General features: G+C 72.3%; 7 protein-coding genes (1 of these 7 running past the window's edge). 4 read left to right on the top strand and 3 right to left on the bottom strand.

Annotated features, from left to right (window positions below; translation table 11 throughout):
* The first annotated feature begins 4 nt into the window (after positions 1–4).
* Positions 5–763 (top strand): DUF4097 family beta strand repeat-containing protein, encoded by a 759-nt coding sequence (locus ACFU6K_RS00510; protein WP_380660044.1) that lies wholly within the window; start codon positions 5–7, stop codon positions 761–763.
* A 220-nt stretch (positions 764–983) separates the two neighbouring features.
* Here the strand turns inward: ACFU6K_RS00510 and ACFU6K_RS00505 are convergent, their stop codons facing one another.
* From ACFU6K_RS00505 to ACFU6K_RS00495, 3 genes are read right to left on the bottom strand one after another with little or no spacing between them, the layout of a single operon-like run.
* Complete coding sequence (locus ACFU6K_RS00505; protein ID WP_380660043.1) at positions 984–1,676, bottom strand: 4'-phosphopantetheinyl transferase; 693 nt, start codon at positions 1,674–1,676, stop codon at positions 984–986.
* Positions 1,673–2,668, bottom strand: a complete 996-nt coding sequence (locus ACFU6K_RS00500; RefSeq protein WP_380660042.1) for a TauD/TfdA family dioxygenase — start codon at positions 2,666–2,668, stop codon at positions 1,673–1,675. Before ACFU6K_RS00500 ends, ACFU6K_RS00505 begins: the two co-directional genes overlap by 4 nt.
* Before the next feature lie 51 nt (positions 2,669–2,719).
* Positions 2,720–3,655: a TauD/TfdA family dioxygenase gene (locus ACFU6K_RS00495; RefSeq protein ID WP_380660041.1), complete on the bottom strand. Its 936-nt coding sequence runs from the start codon at positions 3,653–3,655 to the stop codon at positions 2,720–2,722.
* A 311-nt stretch (positions 3,656–3,966) separates the two neighbouring features.
* On the opposite strand from ACFU6K_RS00495, the gene ACFU6K_RS00490 reads away from it, so the two are divergent.
* The 3 genes in view from ACFU6K_RS00490 to ACFU6K_RS00480 are tightly spaced (at most 56 nt apart) and all read left to right on the top strand, a layout consistent with a single transcriptional unit that may run on beyond the window.
* Complete coding sequence (locus ACFU6K_RS00490; RefSeq protein WP_375875770.1) at positions 3,967–4,176, top strand: MbtH family protein; 210 nt, start codon at positions 3,967–3,969, stop codon at positions 4,174–4,176.
* 56 nt (positions 4,177–4,232) lie between these two features.
* On the top strand, positions 4,233–8,894 hold the full coding sequence (locus tag ACFU6K_RS00485) for an amino acid adenylation domain-containing protein (RefSeq protein WP_380660040.1): 4,662 nt from the start codon (positions 4,233–4,235) through the stop codon (positions 8,892–8,894).
* A 22-nt stretch (positions 8,895–8,916) separates the two neighbouring features.
* Positions 8,917–19,233: the start of a non-ribosomal peptide synthase/polyketide synthase gene (locus ACFU6K_RS00480; RefSeq protein WP_380660039.1), read on the top strand. Its footprint extends 17,571 nt past the window's final position; 10,317 of the gene's 27,888 nt are visible here — the first part of the coding sequence; its start codon is at positions 8,917–8,919; its stop codon lies beyond the right edge, outside the window.

The raw sequence follows: 19,233 nt of genomic DNA, 5'->3' as shown, positions 1-19,233 counted from the left end.
AAGCATGTCCTCTGGCAAGAACAACAAGTCGCTCATCACGGGTACCGCGCTGCTCGTCCTGCTCGTCGTCATCGGGGCGGGCGCCTGGACGATGCTCAAGGTGCTGCCCGGTCAAAAGGACTTTTCCCAGACCGACCAGGCCGACGCCGCCTCCGTCACGCTGCTGACCGTCAACACGGCCAACGCGGGCGTCTCACTGAGCCCCAGCAACGACTCCGCGGTGCACGTCACGGCGACCGGCAAGTACACCGACAGCCCGCCGACCGTCACCACCAGTACGTCCGGCGGGACCATCACCGTCTCGCAGTCGTGCTCGGGCGACTGCGACATCAAGCTCGACATCACGCTGCCCGCCCAGCTCGCGGCGAAGGTGTCCTCCGGTGACTCCTGGACCACCGGGCACGACCTGGCCGGCAGCCTCGACATCACCACCCGCTCGGGCGCCATCGACCTCACCAACCCCTCCGGCCCGCTGACCCTGAAGAGCGGCAGCGGCCAGATCAAGGTGGCAGGCGCGGGCTCGGACACGATGGACGCGACGTCGAAGGACGGCGAGGTCCGGGCCGCCTTCCGCGCCGCCCCGACCACGGCGAACGTGACCACCCACGACGGTGGCGTGGACATCACCCTGCCGTCCTCGGACTACTACATCCAGGCGCAGAGCGCGAACAGCTCCCCGAAGATCGACCTGCCGATCGACCGGAACTCCAAGCACAGCGTCATGGTGAAGACCAACAGCGGCGGTATCGACATCCACCGCTGAGAGACCACCGCCACCGGTGAGCAGCACGGCGACCGCCGTTCTCGCGGCCGCCGGAGCCGGTGGCGGTTCGGACGGAGCCCAGACCATTACCCCCGGTGGTCTGGGCTCCGTCACCACCCTTCCCGGGGACGCACGGACGCCCCCGGTCCGCGCGGGGAGCGGCGGCCGGAGGCGTCGTGACGGGCAGGGTGTCGAGCAGTGGGCGTCGAGCAGTGGGTGTTCAACCGCTCCCGGCGAGCGCCGGGTCGGCGGGGACGGTGACCGCCGTCACCAGGAGTCCGCGGCAGGCGGACCAGGCCCCCTCGAAGCCGGCCAGCCGCACACCCGACACGACGGGGCCCGGTACCAGCAGACGGGCCGTGAAGACCGGGGAGTCGGCCTCGAAGGTGATGACGGCCTGGTCGAAGTCCAGCCAGCTGCCGGTCAGTGGGTACCAGGCCTTGTAGACGCTCTCCTTGGCGCTGAAGAGCAGTCGGTCCCAGCGCACGTCGGGGCGGCGGTCGAGGAGGACCGCCACCATCGACCGCTCCTCCTCGACCGCCACCATCCCCAGCTTGAAGGGCAGCGGTTCGTCGGGTTCGGCGTCCAGGCCCAGGGAGGCCACCGTGGCCGCGGGTGCCACCGCGGCGGCCCGGTACCCGGGGCAGTGGGTCATGGAGCCGACAAAGCCGGGCGGCCAGGACGGGGCGCCGGACGGCCCCGGCACCAGAGCCGCCGGGGGCGTCCCAAGCCGTGCCAGCGCGGTTCGGGCGCAGGCGCGGACGGTGGCGAACTCCCGGCGCCGGCGCCGCACGGCGTGCGTGAGCACCGCCCGCTCCTCGGGGAAGAGCGGGACCCCGTCGAGGTCGGCGAACGCCTCCGCGACCTCGACCGGCGGGGAGAACAGGTCCGCGACCAGCGCGCCGCCGCTCACACCAGGACGCTGCCGTTGCCGGGCCGCCGTCCGCGGGTGCGGCGGTTGTCCAGGTTCACGAAGGTGCGGTGCAGCCAGCGGTCGAAGCCGTCGTAGCTCGGCTCGAACGCGGTGCGTCCGTGGAGGGTGACCCGGTTGTCGACGAAGGCCATCTCGCCCTGCTGGAGGACGAGCGTGCGCGCGGTCCGCAGGAAGGCGTCGCGCAGCGCGGTCAGGGCGGACCCGGCCTCCTCGTCCAGCGCCTCGGTGGCGTGGAAGTCGACGCGGACGTTGGGGTCCGCCGGGCTGCCGCTGAACACCGGGTGCACCGGGCCGGAGTCCCCGCTGCCGAAGGACGGCGGCGGGGACGTGCGGAAGCGCGGCTGGCCCAGCACCTCGACGACGTGCTCGGGCAGCAGGCCCAGGGTGTTGCGCACCGAGGTGACGAGCGTGCCGGCGGTGCGGGTGCGGTCGTTGCGCAGGCACAGCAGTCCGACGAAGTCGGGGCGGTGCGGGTGGAACGCGTTCTCCACGTGGAGTTCGAGCGGCACGGAGCCGGCGTTGCTCTGCGAGGTCTCCCGGCCGGGGACGGGCACGACGTTCTGGACGAGGGCGCCGAACTTCTCCTCGCGGTAGGCGACGATCTCCCCGAGGTTCAGCGCGACGAGCGCGGCGATCGCGGCCGGCACGGCTGCCTCGCGCTCGACCGAGTCCGGTACGGCCGGGGTGAACGGCAGCTCCTCCTCGACGACCGGCAGGTTGCGCAGCGCGAGGATGCCGTCCTCGCCGGGGTCGTGGCGGTAGGCGCGGATCACCTCCTGCACGCGGTGCGGCAGGCGGCACGAGAGCTCCCGTGCCGCTTCCACCCACACGGGGTCGTCGATCAGCCGCGGCGCGGTGTAGGCCAGTTGCGTCGCCAGCAGCGCGACCTCGCGCCGCTCCTGCTCGGACAGCGTCAGCGTGAGCCGGTTGTCGGCGGGCGCCAGAACCGGTTCAGGCAGCAGTGTGGTCATGGGGTTTCCTCTTCTCCCGATCTTCTAGGGGCCGTACGGGCGGTCAGGGCCTCAGCTGGACATCGCCACCAGGACGCGGCGGTCGCCGGTGAAGGGCCGGCGGCCGTGGGCGACCAGGAGGTTGTCGATCAGCAGCAGGTCGCCGGTGCGCCAGTCCACGTCGACCGCGGCCTCCAGACCGCGGTCGCGGATCTGGGTGACGTACTCGGGCGGGATGGCGCCGCCGTCGGCGAAGCTCACCGACTGCGGCAGCTCGTCGGCGGGCATCACCCTGGCCAGGGCGGCGGCGTCCGCGCCGAGCATCGCCGGGTGCCACTGGTCGGCCTGGTTGAACCAGACCTCCGCGCCGGTGACCGGGTGCCTCACGGTGGCGGGGCGGTTCTGGACCACGCGCAGGGCGTTGCCGGGACGCCACTGCCACTCGGCCTCGGCGCCGGCCAGGAACCGCTCGACCTCCGCCGGGTCGTCGGTCTCGAAGGTTTCCTGCCAGCTCTTGCCGAGACCGCGGCCGCCGTGCAGGTTCTGGGTGTAGCGGACGCCGCCCGCGAAGGCCTCGCGCACCTCGGCGTCCAGCGACTCCAGCCACAGCGCGGCGTCGACCACCGGGGTGGCCCCGCCGGTTCCGGGCTGGACGGCGCAGAAGAACAGCAGCCGCTCCGGCCAGGCATGGGCGTACGAGAGCTCGTTGTGCATCGAGATGACGAACTCGGCCGGGTACTCCGTCGAGGTGTACACGTTCCGGCCGACCTTGGTCCGCGGTGAGTTCCCGTGGACGTAGGCCGCCCGGTTCGGCAGCAGTTCGTCCATGACGGTGCCGAGCGTCTCCTCGGTGACGCCGAAGCCCCGGAACACCAGTGCCTTCCGTTCGGTCAGCAGCGCGGCGACATCCGTTCGCCGGAGCTCGGCGAGGAGTCCCTCCGCGTCGCCGGCCACGCCCGAACTCTCCGGGCCGATCTCCAGGGGCTTCCACGCCAGGCGATCCGTCATCACAGCCTTTTCCCTTTCTCCGCCATCGGCGGCACCTCCGCCGCGGGCAGCGCACGGAATCACTGAGTAGAGAGGATCTTTCGCTTTTCTATATTCCGTCTACAAAATTCAATCCGTTGAATATAGGGCCGATCCAATCGCTCTGACCTGGGCATATGCGTAAATTCTGAGTGTTCATGTCACATATCTGAGGGCTCGTCCGCGCCGCTCGGGGTGAGATATAGACCACCTATAGGGCCACTCGGAGAGTAGGTATTCAAGCATTGCCGCCGTCCGTCACCAGGCGGACGAAGACACGTATTGGGAGCGAAATGTCCGAGCAGAACGCGCAGGAGTACCTGGTCGTGCTCAACGACGAGGAGCAGTACTCGATCTGGCGGGCCGAGCGTGAGCTGCCCGCCGGCTGGCGCGCCGAAGGTACCCGCGGCACCAAGGAGGAATGCCTGTCCCACATCGGCACGGTGTGGACCGACATGCGCCCGCTGAGCCTGCGTCAGCGCATGGCCGAGAACGCCGCCTGACCCTCCCCCCTCCCCACCCCCTTTCCCCGTCCCTCCTGACCACGCTCGGAGCACTCGTGGCACGTCAGACGCCCCTCACCCGTCTCATCGCGGACCTGGCAGCCCAGGCTCCGGACACGGTCGCCGTTCGCCACGGCAACCAGGAGATCACCTACGCGGCGCTCGACGAGGCGGCCAACCGGCTCGCGCACTACCTGCGCGACGCCGGTGTCCGCCCGGAGAGCCTGGTCGGCACCCACCTGCCGCACAGTGCCGAGCTGCCGTCGGCCGTCCTCGGCGTCTGGCGGGCCGGCGCGGTCGCCGTGCCGCTGGACGCCGACGGGCCGGCCGCGCACCTGCGCCGGATCCAGCAGGGCAGCGCCGTCGGCGTCGTCCTCACCCTGGAGCGGTTCGCGGCCGAGGTGGCGGGCGAGGGCGTGCGGGTGGTGCTCCTGGACGCGGACGAGGAGGACATCTCGTTCTTCCCGGCGACCGACCCCGGGGCGACCTCGGAGAGCGCCTGGGTGAGCCGGGGCCCGGACGGCACGGCTCTGGTCGTCGAGCACGCGGCCCTGGCCAACCAGGTCCGCTGGACGGCGCGCCGGCACGGGATCGGCGCCGCCGACCGGATCCTCCACCTGGACCGCGCCGTCGACGCCCCGTGGCCGGTGTTCACCGCACTGGCCGCCGGCGCGACCGCGGTGCTGGCGACGCCGGAGGAGGCCGCCGAGCCGGGACGGCTGGCGCACCTCGTCGCCGGACAGCGGGTGACCGTCCTGCCGGCCACTCCCGACCTGCTCGCCGACCTGGCGGGCGGCCAGGAGACGGCGGACCGCTCCGCCGTCAGGCTCGTGCTCGCCGTGGGCACCCCGCTGGAGGCGGACCTCGGCCGGTCGGTTCTCAAGGCCCTGCCCGGGGCCGCGCTCTGGCACGTCTACGGACCGGGCGCCCTCGCCGTCACCGCCCACCCCTTCGACGCCGGGCAGGACGCGCCCCACGCCGTCCTCGGGCGTCCGATCGACAACGTCCGCGTCCTCGTCCTGGACGAGGAGGGCAGCCCGGTCCCGCCGGGTGTCCCCGGCGAGATCCACGTCGCCGGCCTCGGTGCCGCCCACGGCTACCTGGGCGCCCCCGCCCTGACCGCGGCGGCCTTCGTCCCCGCCCAGTACGGTCCCCCCGGCTCCCGCCTCCACCGCACCGGCGACCTGGCCCGCTGGCGCACCGACGGCGCCCTGGAGTACCTGGGTCGCACCGGAGAGGTCACCGCCACCGCCGGTGACGACCGGCAGGCACCGCGCACCGCGGGGCGCCCGCCCTACACGGCCCCCGCCACCGAGGCCGAGCAGATCGTCGCCCAGGCGTGGTCCCGCCTCCTGGAGGTGGAGCGGGTCGGTGCCGACGACAACTTCTTCCAGCTCGGCGGCTACTCGCTGGTCATCACCCAGCTCGCCGAGCAGCTGCGCGCGGCGACCGGCCGTCAGATCGCCCTCGCCGACCTGTTCACCGCGGTGACCGTGCGCGAGCAGGCCCGCCTGATCGATCCCGACGGCGGCGCCGACCGGGCGACCCCGCCCGCCGTCACCGCCGTGCCGCGCGACACCGCGCTGCCGCTGTCCTACGGCCAGCGCCGCCTGTGGTTCATGGACTCGATGCAGCCGCAGAGCCCGGAATGGGTCTCCTCGCTGTCCCTGCGGGTGGCCGCGGACACCGGGCCGGAGGCCGTCCGGGCCGCCCTCGACGCCCTCGGCGAGCGCCACGAGGCCCTGCGCACCCGCTACCTGAGCCAGGACGGCGAGCCGCTGCAGGTCGTCGAGGCCCACCGGCCGATCGAGCTGAAGGTCGTCGAGGGCACCCGCGAGGAGCTGCTCATGGCCTGCCAGGAGCAGTTCGACACCGGCTTCGACCTCTCCTCCGGGCGCCTGTGGCGGGCCCTGCTCTGCGGTGAGGGCGACGGCGACCGGCTGCTCCTGATCACCTTCCACCACATCGCCTGCGACGGCTGGTCCACCGCGGTCCTGGAGAGCGAGTTCCGCGAGCTGGTCGAGGCGCACCGCGCGGGCCGCAGCGCCGATCTGCCCGAACTCCACCTGCAGTACGCCGACTTCGCCGCCTGGCAGCAGGAGTGGCGCAGCAAGGAGAGGCTCGCCGAGAGCCTCGACCACTGGCGGACCGCCCTGGCCGGGGCCGCCCCGCTGGAACTGCCCGTCGACCACCCCCGCCCGGCCGAGCGCGACGGGCGCGGCGGCGTCGTCACCTTCACCGTCCCCGGCCCGCTGGCCGCCGCGGCCAAGGCGTTCGGCCGCCGGCACGAGGCCACCCCGTTCATGACCCTGCTCACCACCTTCGGCACCCTGCTCGCCCGGCACACCGGGCAGTGGGACGTCGTGGTGGGCGCGCCGGTCGCCGGCCGCACCCGCGCCGAGACCGAGCCCATGGTCGGCTTCTTCCTCAACTCCCTGGTGCTGCGCTGCCGCCTCGACGACCGGCAGTCCTTCGCCACCGCCCTGCAGGACGTCCGCACCTCCTGCCTGTCCGCCTTCGCCCACCAGGACCTGCCGTTCGAGCACCTGGTCGAGGAGCTGCGGCCCGAGCGCGACCTCTCCCGGACCCCGCTGTACCAGGTCGCGTTCAACATGCACGACGAGCAGCTGGCCGCGGGCATGCCCGACCGCGAGGACATCGGCTTCCTGCGCGACGCCCGCCGGGTCGCCAAGACCGACCTGACCCTGTACGTCCGCGCGGAGGCCGACGGCAGCTGGACCGGCGCCTTCGAGTACGCCAGTTCGCTGTTCGAGCACGCCACGATCGAGCGGCTGGCCGACCACTTCCTGCGGCTGCTGGAGTCCGCCGTCACCGACCCCGGTTCGGCGCTCGCCGAGCTGGACATCCTCACCGACGCCGAGCGAGAGGAGCTGTCGACCGGCTGGAACGACACCCGGCAGACGTGGGAGCCCGGCTCGGTCATCGACCTGTTCGAGGCCCGTGCCGCCGAGACCCCCGACGCCCCCGCCCTGATCAGCGGCGGACAGGTGCTCACCTACCGGGAGCTCGACGAGCAGGCCAACCGGATGGCCCACCACCTCATCGCCAACGGTGCCCGCCCGGACACCCTGGTCGGCGTCTGCCTGGAGCGGGGCCCCGGGCTGGTCACCGCACTGCTCGGCGTCTGGAAGGCCGGGGCCGGCTACGTCCCGCTGGACCCGGCCAACCCGGCCGAGCGGCTGAGCCACGTCCTGGCCGACTGCGGCGCCCCCGTCCTGGTCACCGAGTCCCCGCTCACCGCCCTCACCGAGTCCTTCGCCGGCGCCCGGGTCTTCGTCGACCGGGACGAGCAGGCCATTGCGGCCCGCCGCGCCGACGCCCCGGCGCGTCCCGGCGACCCGGACCACCTCGCCTACGTCATCTACACCTCGGGCTCGACCGGCAAGCCCAAGGGCGTCATGGTCACCCAGCACGGCCTGGTCAACCACCTGCGCTGGGCGGCCCGCGACCTGGTCACCGGCGAGGGCGGCGCCCCGCTGTTCTCCTCCGTCGCCTTCGACCTCCCGGCGACCAATCTCTACGTCCCCCTGATCACGGGGCAGCCGGTGCACGTCCTGCCGGCCGACCTGGACCTGTCCGGCCTCGGCCCCGCCCTCGCGGCGGCCGGCCCGTTCAGCTTCGTCAAGCTCACCCCCGGTCACCTGGAACTGCTCAGCCACCAGCTCACCGCCGAACAGTGCGAGCGGCTCGCCCGGCTGATCCTGGTCGCCGGTGAGGCGCTGACCGCCCGCACCGCCAACCACTGGCGGGAGATCCTCGGCGCAGGCCGGCTCATCAACGAGTACGGGCCGACCGAGGCGTCGATCGGCTCCACCGCCCACCCGGTGGTCACCGCCTACGACCAGCCGGTGCCGCTGGGCGGCTCCCTGCCCAACACCACCGGCTACGTCCTGGACGGCAACGGCCGGCTCGCCCCGGTCGGGGTCGCCGGCGAGCTCCACATCGGCGGCGACGGAGTGGCCCGCGGCTACCTCGGCCGGCCGGACCTGACCGCGGAGAAGTTCGTTCCGGACCCGTTCGGCCCGGCCGGCTCCCGGCTGTACCGCACCGGCGACCTGACCCGCCGGCTCCCCGACGGCGCCATCGAGTTCCTCGGCCGCATCGACGATCAGGTCAAGCTGCGCGGCTACCGGATCGAACTCGGCGAGATCCAGGCCCAGTTGACCGCGATTCCGGGCATCAGGGACGCCGTGGTCGTGCTGCGCACGGACGACCGGGGGGAGAAGTCCCTCGCCGCCTACGTCGTCCCCGAGAGCGGCACCGCCGACCCGCAGGCCATCCGCGCCCACCTGGCCGGGGCGCTGCCGGAGTACATGGTCCCCGCCACCGTCTCGGAGCTGCTGGCCATCCCGCTGACCTCGAACGGGAAGCTGGACCACCGGGCCCTGCCCGCCGTCGAGGCTCCGGCCGGCGACCACTGCGCGCCGGCCACCCCCACCGAGGAGCGCATCGCCGAGATCTGGGCGGACATCCTCGGCCTGGAACGGGTCAGCGTCCTGGACAGCTTCTTCGAGATCGGCGGCCACTCGATCCTCGCGATCCGCATGACCGCGCAGCTCCAGGACGAGTTCGACGTCAACCTCACCATTCGAACGGTGTTCGACATGCCTACGGTCCGCGGACTGGCCGAGGCGATCGAGAACGAGATCAAGGCGGAGATCGAGCGGCTTGCCGACTCCGAGCTCATCGACAACTAGCGCTGGCGGGAGACCAGGGATCATGAACACCGGCGACAAGTCGTCCACCAAGCAGAACGCGGCCAACCTGCGGGAGGAGCTGCTGCGCCGCCGCCTGGCGGGCAAGCGCGGCAACCACCGGCCAGCCATCACCGCCGCCGACCGCGAGCAGCCGCTGCCGCTCTCGTTCGGTCAGGAGCAGATGTGGGTCCTCAACCGGATGGACCCCGAGAGCCCTGAGTACCTCGTCCCGCTGGCGCTGCGGCTGACCGGCGCGCTGGACGTCGGCGCCCTGCGCACCGCCTGGGACCGGATCGTGGCACGGCACGAGATCCTGCGCACCCGGTACGCGCTGGTGGGCGAGCGCCCGGTGCAGCGGGTCGACGCGGCCCGGCCGCTGGACATCGCCGTCGTCGACCTGTCGCACCTCCCGGCCGACGACCGGGAGGTGCGGGCCCGCGCCCTGGCGGAGGAGGAGGCCACCGCCCCCTTCGACCTGGAGCGCGAGTGGCCGGTGCGGGCGAAGCTGTTCACCCTGGCCGACGACGACCACCTGCTCGTCGTCACCCTCCACCACATCGCCTGCGACGCCTGGTCGGTGGGCATCGTCACGCGGGAGCTGGACCGGTTCTACCGCGCGGCCGTCACCGGCCAGGACGACCAGCCGGCCCCGCTGCCCCTCCAGTACGCCGACTATGCGGCCTGGCAGCGCGGCGAACTGAGCGGCCCCGCCCTGGAGCGCCAGCTCTCCTACTGGCGCGAGCAGCTCGCCGGTCTGCCGGTACTGGACCTGCCCACCGACCGTCAGCGGCCCGCCCTGCGCGACCCGAGCGGCGCCTCGGTGCCGTTCAGCATCCCGGCCGACCTGGCCGGGCGCGTCGGCGAACTCGCCCGCCGGCACGGCGTCACCCGCTTCGTCGTCCTGCTCACCGCCTACCAGGTGCTGCTCTCCCGCTACACCCGCAGCACCGACATCCCGGTCGGCGTGACCGTCTCCGGACGCAACCGCCCCGAGCTGCAGGAACTCGTCGGCTACGGCATCAACGTCCTGGTGGCCCGCGCCGCCTGGACCGGCGACCCGTCCTTCGCCGAACTGGTCACCGCCGGCCGCGGCACCGTCCTCGACGCGTACGAACACCAGGCCGTGCCGTTCGCCCGCCTCGTGGACGAGCTGCAGCCCGAGCGCGACCTCTCCCGCACCCCGCTCTACCAGGTCGACTTCATCATGCGCGAGCAGCGCGACGCCGGCCTGGAGCTGCCCGGCGTCTCCGTGCGGCGCGAATCCGGTGAGGGCATCGCCAAGGTCGACCTCACCCTGGACGTCGAGGACGTCCAGGACGGCCCGCTCAACGCCCGGCTGGACTTCGCCACCGCGCTGTTCGACCGGACCACCGCCGAGCGCTTCGCCCGCCAGTACGTCCAGGTGCTGGAGAGCGCCACCGCCGACCCCGGGGCGCCGCTGTCCACCCTGGAGATCCTCCCCGAGGAGGAGCGCCGCCTGGTGCTCGGCACCTGGGCCGACGGCGGAGCCGCCGAGCGGCCGCAGCTCACCGTCGACCTGATCCGCGCCCAGGCCGCCGCCACCCCCGACGCGGTCGCCGTCGTCGTCGGCGAGGAGCACCTCACCTACCGCGAGCTGGACGAGCAGTCCAACCGGATCGCCCGGTGCGTGCTCGAACTGGGCGCCCGCCCCGACATGCTCATCGGCGTCTGCCTGAACCGCGACGTCCACCTCGTCCCCACCCTGGTCGGCATCTGGAAGGCCGGCGCCGCCTACCTCCCGCTGGACCCGAGCGTCCCCATCGACCGCCTCCGCTTCATGCTGGAGGACACCCAGGCGTCGATCGTGGTCACCACCGGCCAGCACATCCCCACCCTGGCCGGCATCCACTACGGCACCTTCCTCGTGCTGGACCAGGACCAGTACCTCGTCGACGAGCAGCCGGACACCGACCCCCTCGTCCCGCTCGACCCGCAGGCGCTGGCCTACGTCATCTACACCTCCGGCTCCACCGGGCGCCCCAAGGGCGTCATGATCCACCAGCACGGCCTCGCCAACTACCTGCGGTGGACCGTCGGTTCGTACGCCGCCCACGGGAACGCCGGCGCGCCGCTGTTCTCCTCCATCTCCTTCGACCTCGGCATCCCCGACCTCTTCACCCCGCTGATCACCGGCCAGTCGGTCCACCTCATGCCGATGGACCTCGACACCGCCACCCTCGGCCCCGCCCTCGCGGCGGCCGGCCCGTTCAGCTTCATCAAGCTCACCCCCGGCCACCTCGACCTGCTCACCCACCAGCTCACCCCCGAGCAGGCCCACGGCCTCGCCGGCCTGGTGATCGCGGCCGGCGACACCTTCCCCACCTCGCTCGCCGACCGCTGGCAGCGGCTCGCCGGCCCCGGCGGCACCATGGTCGGCTCGGAGTACGGCCCGACCGAGATCACCATCGGCAACTCCGGCAGCCCGATCACCGACCTGCCCGCGGCCGAGCTCATCCCGCTCGGGGAGCCCATCCCCAACAGCACCATGTACGTCCTCACCGACGACCTCGCCCCCGTCCCCGTCGGGGTGCCGGGCGAGATCTACATCGGCGGCGACGGTCTGGCCCGCGGGTACCTGGGCCGCCCGGACCTGACGGCGGAGAAGTTCGTCCCCAACCCCTTCGGCCCGGCCGGGTCCCGCCTCTACCGCGCCGGCGACCTGGCCCGCTGGCTCGCGGACGGCTCGCTGGACTTCCTCGGCCGCATCGACAACCAGGTCAAGATCCGCGGCTACCGCATCGAACTCGGCGAGATCGAGGCCCGCCTGCGCCTGCACCCGACCGTCGGGGACACCGTCGTCAGCGTGCGCGAACCCAGCCCCGGCAACAAGCGGCTCACCGCCTACGTGGTCGCCGCCGACGGCGACACCTTCGACCCGGAGGTGCTGCGCGCCCACCTGGCCGCCGCGCTGCCCGAGTACATGGTGCCGACCGCCTTCGTCGCCATCGACAGCATCCCGCTGACCGGAAACGGCAAGGTCGACCACCGCGCGCTGCCCGCCCCGGGCGAAGCGGCCGCCGGCGGCCACCGCGCGCCGGCCACCGCCCTCGAGGAGGAGCTGACCGGGATCTGGGGCGAGGTGCTCGGCCTGCAGCGCATCAGCGTCCTCGACAGCTTCTTCGAGCTCGGCGGCGACTCCATCGGCGTCGTCCGCCTGGTCGGCGCCCTGCGCACCGCCGGCTACGACCTCACCGTCCGGGACGTCTTCCAGCACCGCACCGTCGCGTCCCTCGCCGAGCACCTCACCGGCCAGGCCACCGACGGGTCGCTGGTCACCGCGGTGGAGCCGTTCGCACTGATCGGCGACGAGGACCGCGCCGCGCTGCCCGAGGGCGTCGTGGACGCCTACCCGCTGTCGCAGATCCAGACCGGCATGCTGGCCGAGATGCTGGCCGCCCAGGACGACGGCGCGGGCAAGGACGTCTACCACAACGTCAACCTCTTCCGGATGGCCGACGGTCGCCCGCTCGACCAGGACGCGCTGCGCGGAGCCCTGCGGGAGGTCCTGAACCGCCACCAGGCGCTGCGCACGTCCATCCACCTCAACGGCTACTCCCAGCCGCTCCAGCTCGTCCACGCCGAGACCGGTGACCTCCCGCTGCGCGTCGAGGACCTGCGCGGCCTGGACACCGCGGAGCAGGAACGCCGCGAGGCCGCCGGCCTCGCCCACGAGCGCGACAGCGCCTTCGACCTGACCGTCGCCCCGCTGCTGCGCGTCGGCGTGAACATCGAGTCGGACGACGCCTGGTCGCTCACCCTCAGCCACTGCCACGCCGTCACCGACGGCTGGACCCTGAACACGCTGCTGATGGAGCTGGTGGAGTGCTACCGGGAGCTGCGCGACGGCCGTGAGCTGCCCGCCTACGAGGCGCCGGCCGTCCGGTTCGCGGACTTCGTCGCGGCGGAGCTGGAGTCGCTGGCCTCCGAGGAGGACCGCGCCTTCTGGCAGGACGTGGTGGCGGAGCACGCGCCGCTGCGACTGCCGGAGTCGTGGGCCGACCCGCAGGGCGGTACGCGCGACCGGCACGGCGTACGGGTGCCCTTCCTCGACCTGGAGGAGGAGCTGCACCGGCTCGCCAACGACGCCAAGGCCTCGGTGAAGAGCGTGCTGCTGGCGGCGCACCTCAAGGTGCTGGGCATGCTCAGCGCGGAGGAGGCCATTCACGCGGGCGTGGTCTACCACGGGCGTCTGGAGGCGCCGGGTGCGGAGCGGGTGCTGGGCATGCACCTGAACACCCTGCCGTTCCCCGCCACCCGTGCGTCGGGCACCTGGCGCGAGGTGGTGGAGCGGATCTTCGCGCAGGAGTCGGAGATCTGGGCCCACCGCCGCTACCCGCTGCCCGCCATCCAGCGCGACAGCGGCACCCGCGAGCGGCTCGTCTCCGTCCTCTTCGAGTACCAGGACTTCGGCCAGCTCGGCACCGCGAGCGTCGGCACCTCGGTCCAGCAGGACATCGGCGGCAACGAGTTCGCGCTCAACGTGACCGCCTCCGACGGGCACATCGCCCTCAACACGACGTCGGACGTCGTGAGCCGGGCCGCACTCGAGCGGCTGGGTGCGCTGTACCGGCTGGTGCTGGAGGCGATGGCGGCGGATCCGGACGGTGACGCGTCGGGTGTGGTGTTGCCGGAGGCGGAGCGTGCTGTTCTGCTGCGTGGTGGTTCGGTCGTGGAGTGGGGTGCGGGTTCGGCTCTGGAGTTGTTCCGGGCTCGTGCGGTTGCTTCGCCGGATGCGGTCGCGGTGGTGTTCGGTGAGGAGCGGGTTTCGTACGGCGAGCTGGACACGTGGTCCTCGCGGATCGCGGGCCGGCTGCGCGGGCGGGGGGTCGGGTCCGGATCGGTTGTGGGTCTGTTTGTGGACCGTGGTCCGGGTGTTGTGGCGGCGATGCTGGGTGTGTGGAAGGCGGGGGCTGCGTATGTTCCGGTCGATCCGTCGCTTCCGGCCGAGCGGGTGGGCTACATGCTCGCCGACTCGGGTGCCGCGCTCGTCCTGACCGACGCCGACCCGGCTGGTCGTCTGGGTGAGTACGCGGGTCCGTGGCTGGCGCTGGACGGCGGTTCCGAGGTGAGCTGGGACGGCATCGTCCCGGCTGTCGATGAGCTGGCGTACGTCCTCTACACCTCGGGTTCGACCGGTCGCCCCAAGGGTGTGATGATCGGGCACGGTGCGCTGGTGAACCTGTTGGGTTCGATCCGTGACGACGTGACTCCGGGTGCTCCGGGCACGTGGCTGGCTTCGACGTCGGTGTCGTTCGACATCTCGGGTCTGGAGCTGCACCTGCCGCTGATCACCGGAGGGAAGATCGTCCTGGCCTCGGCCGAACAGGCCAAGGACGCGACGGCGCTGGTGGAGCTGGTGGCCCGCAACGAGGTCACCCATGTCCAGGCGACTCCGTCGGGTTGGCGTCTGCTGCTGGCGGCGGGCTTCGACAACTACGCCGTCACCGCGCTCGTCGGTGGTGAGGCGCTGACCGCCGGCCTGGCGCGGGAGCTGCTGCCGAAGGTCGATCGTCTGGTGAACGTCTACGGTCCGACCGAGACGACGATCTGGTCCGCGCAGGGCGAGGTCCCGGAGGGGGTGGAGCGGGTCTCGATCGGTGGTCCGCTGGCCAACACCCGGCTGCACGTTCTGGACGGTGGCCTTCAGCTGGTGCCGCAGGGTGTGACGGGTGAGCTGTTCATCGGTGGTGACGGTCTGGCCCGTGGTTACCTGGGCCGCCCGGACCTGACGGCGGAGAAGTTCGTTCCGAACCCCTTCGGGCCGGCCGGCTCCCGCCTGTACGCGACGGGTGACCTGGCCCGTGTCCTCGCGGACGGCACTCTGGAGTGCCTGGGCCGCATCGACGGTCAGGTGAAGGTGCGCGGCTACCGCATCGAGCTCGGCGAGATCGAGAGCGCCCTGTGCGAGCACGCCTGGGTTCGTGACGCCGTCGTGACGGCCCAGGAGGACGCGCACGGGGACAAGTCCCTGGTCGCCTACGTCGTCAGTGCCGACGACTCGGCTCCGGACACGGTCGTGCTGCGGGAGTTCCTGGCCCGCTCGCTGCCCGAGTACATGGTGCCGACCGCCTTCGTTGCTCTGGACGTCATCCCGCTGACCAACAGCGGCAAGGTCGACCACAAGGCCCTGCCGGTTGTCGACCAGACCGCTTTCGCCAGCGCCGAGATCGTCGCCCCGCGCACCCCGCTGGAGGAGCGTCTGGCCGCCATCTGGTCGGACGTCCTGGGCGTCGCCCGGGTCGGTGTCGAGGACAGCTTCTTCGAGCTCGGCGGCGACTCCATCCGCGTCGTCCGTCTGGTCGGCGCCCTGCGGGCCGCCGGCTACGAGGCTTCCATCCGGACGGTCTTCACCCACACCACCATCGCCGGCCTCGCCGGTGTTCTCGCCGGGAACGGCGGCGCATCGCTGGTCACCGCGGTGGAGCCGTTCGCGCTGATCAGTGACGGGGACCGGGCCGCGCTGCCCGAGGGTGTCGTGGACGCCTACCCGCTGTCGCAGATCCAGACCGGCATGCTCGTCGAGATGATGGCCGCCCAGGGCCGGGGCGAGTCCGCCTACCTGAACATCAACTCCTTCCGCATCCCGGACACCACGCCCTTCGACCTCGACGCCCTCACGAAGGCCGCCGCCGTCGTGACCGGCCGCCACGAGGCCCTGCGCACCTCGCTGGACTTCGAGACGTACAGCCAGCCCCTGCAACTGGTGCATGCGGAGGCGACGATCCCCGTCCGCATCGAGGACCTGCGGGGTCTGACGGTCGACGGGCAGCGTGCCGCACTACTGGCCTTCACCGCCCGGGAGAAGGCCGAGTCGTTCGACCTCGGGACCGCTCCACTGCTGCGGATCGCGATCCACCTGGAGTCGGACGAGGCCTGGCGACTGACCTTCACCTACAACCACGCCATCGCCGAGGGCTGGAGCTACCACTCGCTGCTCATGGAGCTGCTGGCGTCCTACCAGCACCTGCGCGACGGCCGTGAGCTGCCCGCCTACGAGGCGCCATCGGTCCGCTACGCGGACTTCATCGCGGCCGAGCTGGAGTCGCTGGCCTCCGAGGAGGACCGCGCCTTCTGGCGGAACGTCGTCGCCGACCACACGCCGTTCGAGCTGCCGTCGGGGTGGCGCGCCCAGGGCGGTGCGAAGGAGCCCTACCGCCTGGAGGTCGACTACCGCGACCTGGAGGACGGGCTGCGCCGGCTGGCGCGCCGCACGAGCACCTCGCTGAAGAGCGTGCTGCTGGCCGCCCACCTCAAGGTGCTGAGCATGCTCAGCCCGGAGCGGGCCTTTCATACCGGCGTGGTCTACCACGGGCGTCTGGAGGCGCCGGGCGCCGAGCGGGTGCTGGGCATGCACCTGAACACGCTGCCGTTCCCCGCCACCCGCCCGTCCGGCACCTGGCGCCAGCTGGTGGAGCAGGTCTACGCCCAGGAAGCGGAGACCTGGGCCCACCGCCGCTACCCGCTGCCCGCCGTCCAGCGCGACAGCGGCACCCGCGAGCGCCTGCTCACGGTGATGTTCGACCACCAGAACTTCCACCAGGTCGACACCGGCACCGTGGACGCCGGTGCGGGGCTGGGCGTCGGCGTCAACGAGTTCGCGCTCGCGGTCATCGCCACCGGCGGTGTCCTCGCGATCAAGTCCAGCACAGACGAGCTCGGCCGGGATCGCGCCGAACAGCTCTCCGCCATGTACCGGCTCGTACTCGAAGCCATGGCCTCGGACCCCGAAGGCGACGCCACCGCCGCCTACATACCCCACTTGGAGCAGACCGCAGTGCCTCGGATGCGTACGGAACCAGACCAGCGCGAGCTGTCCCTCGACCTCTTCCGCGCTCGTGCGGTTGCTTCGCCGGATGCGGTTGCGGTGGTGTTCGGTGAGGAGCGGGTGTCGTATGGCGAGCTGGATGCGTGGTCGTCGCGGATCGCGGGCCGGCTGCGTGGGCAGGGGGTCGGGTCCGGTTCGGTGGTGGGCCTGTACCTGGACCGCGGCCCCGGTGTCCTGGCGGCGATGCTGGGTGTGTGGAAGGCGGGTGCCGCTTACCTTCCGGTGGACCCGTCGCTTCCGGCCGAGCGGGTGGGTTACATGCTCACCGACTCGGGTGCCGCGCTCGTCCTGACCGACGCCGACCCGACGGACCGGCTCGGTGAGTACGCCGGTCCGTGGCTGGAGCTGGCCGGCGGTTCCGAGGTGAGCTGGGAGGGCGTCACCCCGGCCGCCGACGAACTGGCGTACGTGCTCTACACCTCCGGATCCACCGGTCGCCCCAAGGGTGTGATGATCGGCCACGGTGCGCTGGTGAACCTGCTGGGTTCGATCCGCGACGACGTGACCCCCGGCCGCCCGGGCACGTGGCTGGCCTCGACCTCGGTGTCGTTCGACATCTCGGGTCTGGAGCTGCACCTGCCGCTGATCACCGGCGGGAAGATCGTCCTGGCCTCGGCCGAACAGGCCAAGGACGCCGCCGCGCTCGTCGAGCTGGTGGCCCGAAACCGGGTCACCCACGTCCAGGCGACTCCGTCGGGCTGGCGCCTGCTGCTCGAGGCCGGCTTCGACAACTACGCCGTCACCGCGCTCGTCGGCGGCGAGGCGCTGACCGCCGGCCTGGCGCGGGAGCTGCTGCCGCAGGTCGGCCGCCTGGTCAACGTCTACGGTCCGACCGAGACGACGATCTGGTCCGCCCAGGGCGAGGTCCCGGACGGCGTCGAGCAGGTCTCGATCGGCGGCCCGCTGGCCAACACCCAGCTCCATGTCCTGGACGTGGACCTGAACCCGGTGCCGCAGGGTGTGACCGGCGAGCTGTTCATCGGCGGTGACGGTCTGGCCCGCGGCTACCTGGGCCGCCCGGACCTGACGGCCGAGAAGTTCGTCCCCAACCCCTTCGGGCCGGCCGGCTCCCGCCTCTACGCGACCGGTGACCTGGCCCGTGTCCTCCCGGACGGCACTCTGGAGTGCCTGGGCCGCATCGACGGCCAGGTGAAGATCCGCGGCTACCGCATCGAGCTCGGCGAGATCGAGAGCGCCCTGCGCGAGCACACCTCCGTCCGCGACGCCGTCGTGGCCGCGCACGAGGACGCCCAGGGTGACAAGTCCCTGGTCGCCTACGTGGTCCCGGCTGACGACTCGGTTCCGGACACGGCCGCGCTGCGGGAGTTCCTGGCCCGCTCGCTGCCGGAGTACATGGTCCCCACGGCCTTCGTCGCCCTGGACGTCATCCCGCTGACCAACAGCGGCAAGGTCGACCACAAGGCCCTGCCCGCCCCGGACGCCGACGCGTTCGCGCAGTCCGCGTACGTGGCGCCGCGTACCCCGGTGGAGGAGAGGCTGGCGGCCGTCTGGTCGGACGTCCTCGGCGTCACCCGGGTCGGCATCGAGGACAGCTTCTTCGACCTCGGCGGCGACTCCATCCGCGTCGTCCGCCTGGTCGGCGCCCTGCGCGCCACCGGCTACGACGTGACGGTGCAGGACGTCTTCGAGCTGCGGACCGTCGCCCGCCTGGCTCAGAAGCTGAGCGGTCAGGAGGCCGGCGCATCGCTGGTCACCACGGTGGAGCCGTTCGCGCTGATCGGTGACGAGGACCGGGCCGCGCTGCCCGAGGGCGTCGTGGACGCCTACCCGCTGTCGCAGGTCCAGACCGGCATGCTCGTCGAGATGATGGCGAACCCGGGCACCGCCGTCTACCACAACCTCAACTCCTTCCTGATCCCGGACACCCGGCCCTTCCAGCCGGAGACGCTGCGCGCCGCCCTCGCGCACGTCGTGCAGCGGCACGACATCCTGCGCACCTCGGTCGAGATGACCGGCTACTCGCAGCCGCTCCAGTTCGTCCACGCCACCGCCGAGCTGCCGCTCTCGCTGCACGACCTGCGCGAGCTCGACGCGGCCGGGCTCGACGCCGCCCGCGCGGAGTTCGCCGCGCTGGACCGCGCCACCCCGTTCGACGTGACCGCCGCCCCGCTGGTCCGGCTCGCCGTCCACCTGGAGTCGGACGAGGCCTGGCGCCTGGTCCTCAGCCACTGCCACGCGGTGACCGAGGGCTGGACCGCCAACTCCCTGATGACCGAGATCGTGGCCGCCTACCAGCAGCTGCGCGACCGGGGCGAGGCCACTGACGAGGAGGCGCCGGCCGTCCGGTACGCCGACTTCATCGCGGCCGAGCTGGAGTCGCTGGCCTCCGAGCAGGACCGCGCCTTCTGGCGGGACGTCATCGGCCGGCACGCGCCCATGCTCGTGCCCGCCGGCTGGGGCGAGAGCACCGGCACCGTCGAGCGGCACTGGGCCCACGCACCGTTCGCGGACCTGGAGGAGGACCTGCGCCGA

The sequence above is a fragment of the Kitasatospora sp. NPDC057512 genome (assembly GCF_042802135.1).
In the GTDB taxonomy this organism is placed as follows: Bacteria; Actinomycetota; Actinomycetes; order Streptomycetales; family Streptomycetaceae; genus Kitasatospora.
Note: the sequence above shows the minus strand (reverse complement) of the source record. Positions and strands in the feature narration are given on the sequence as shown.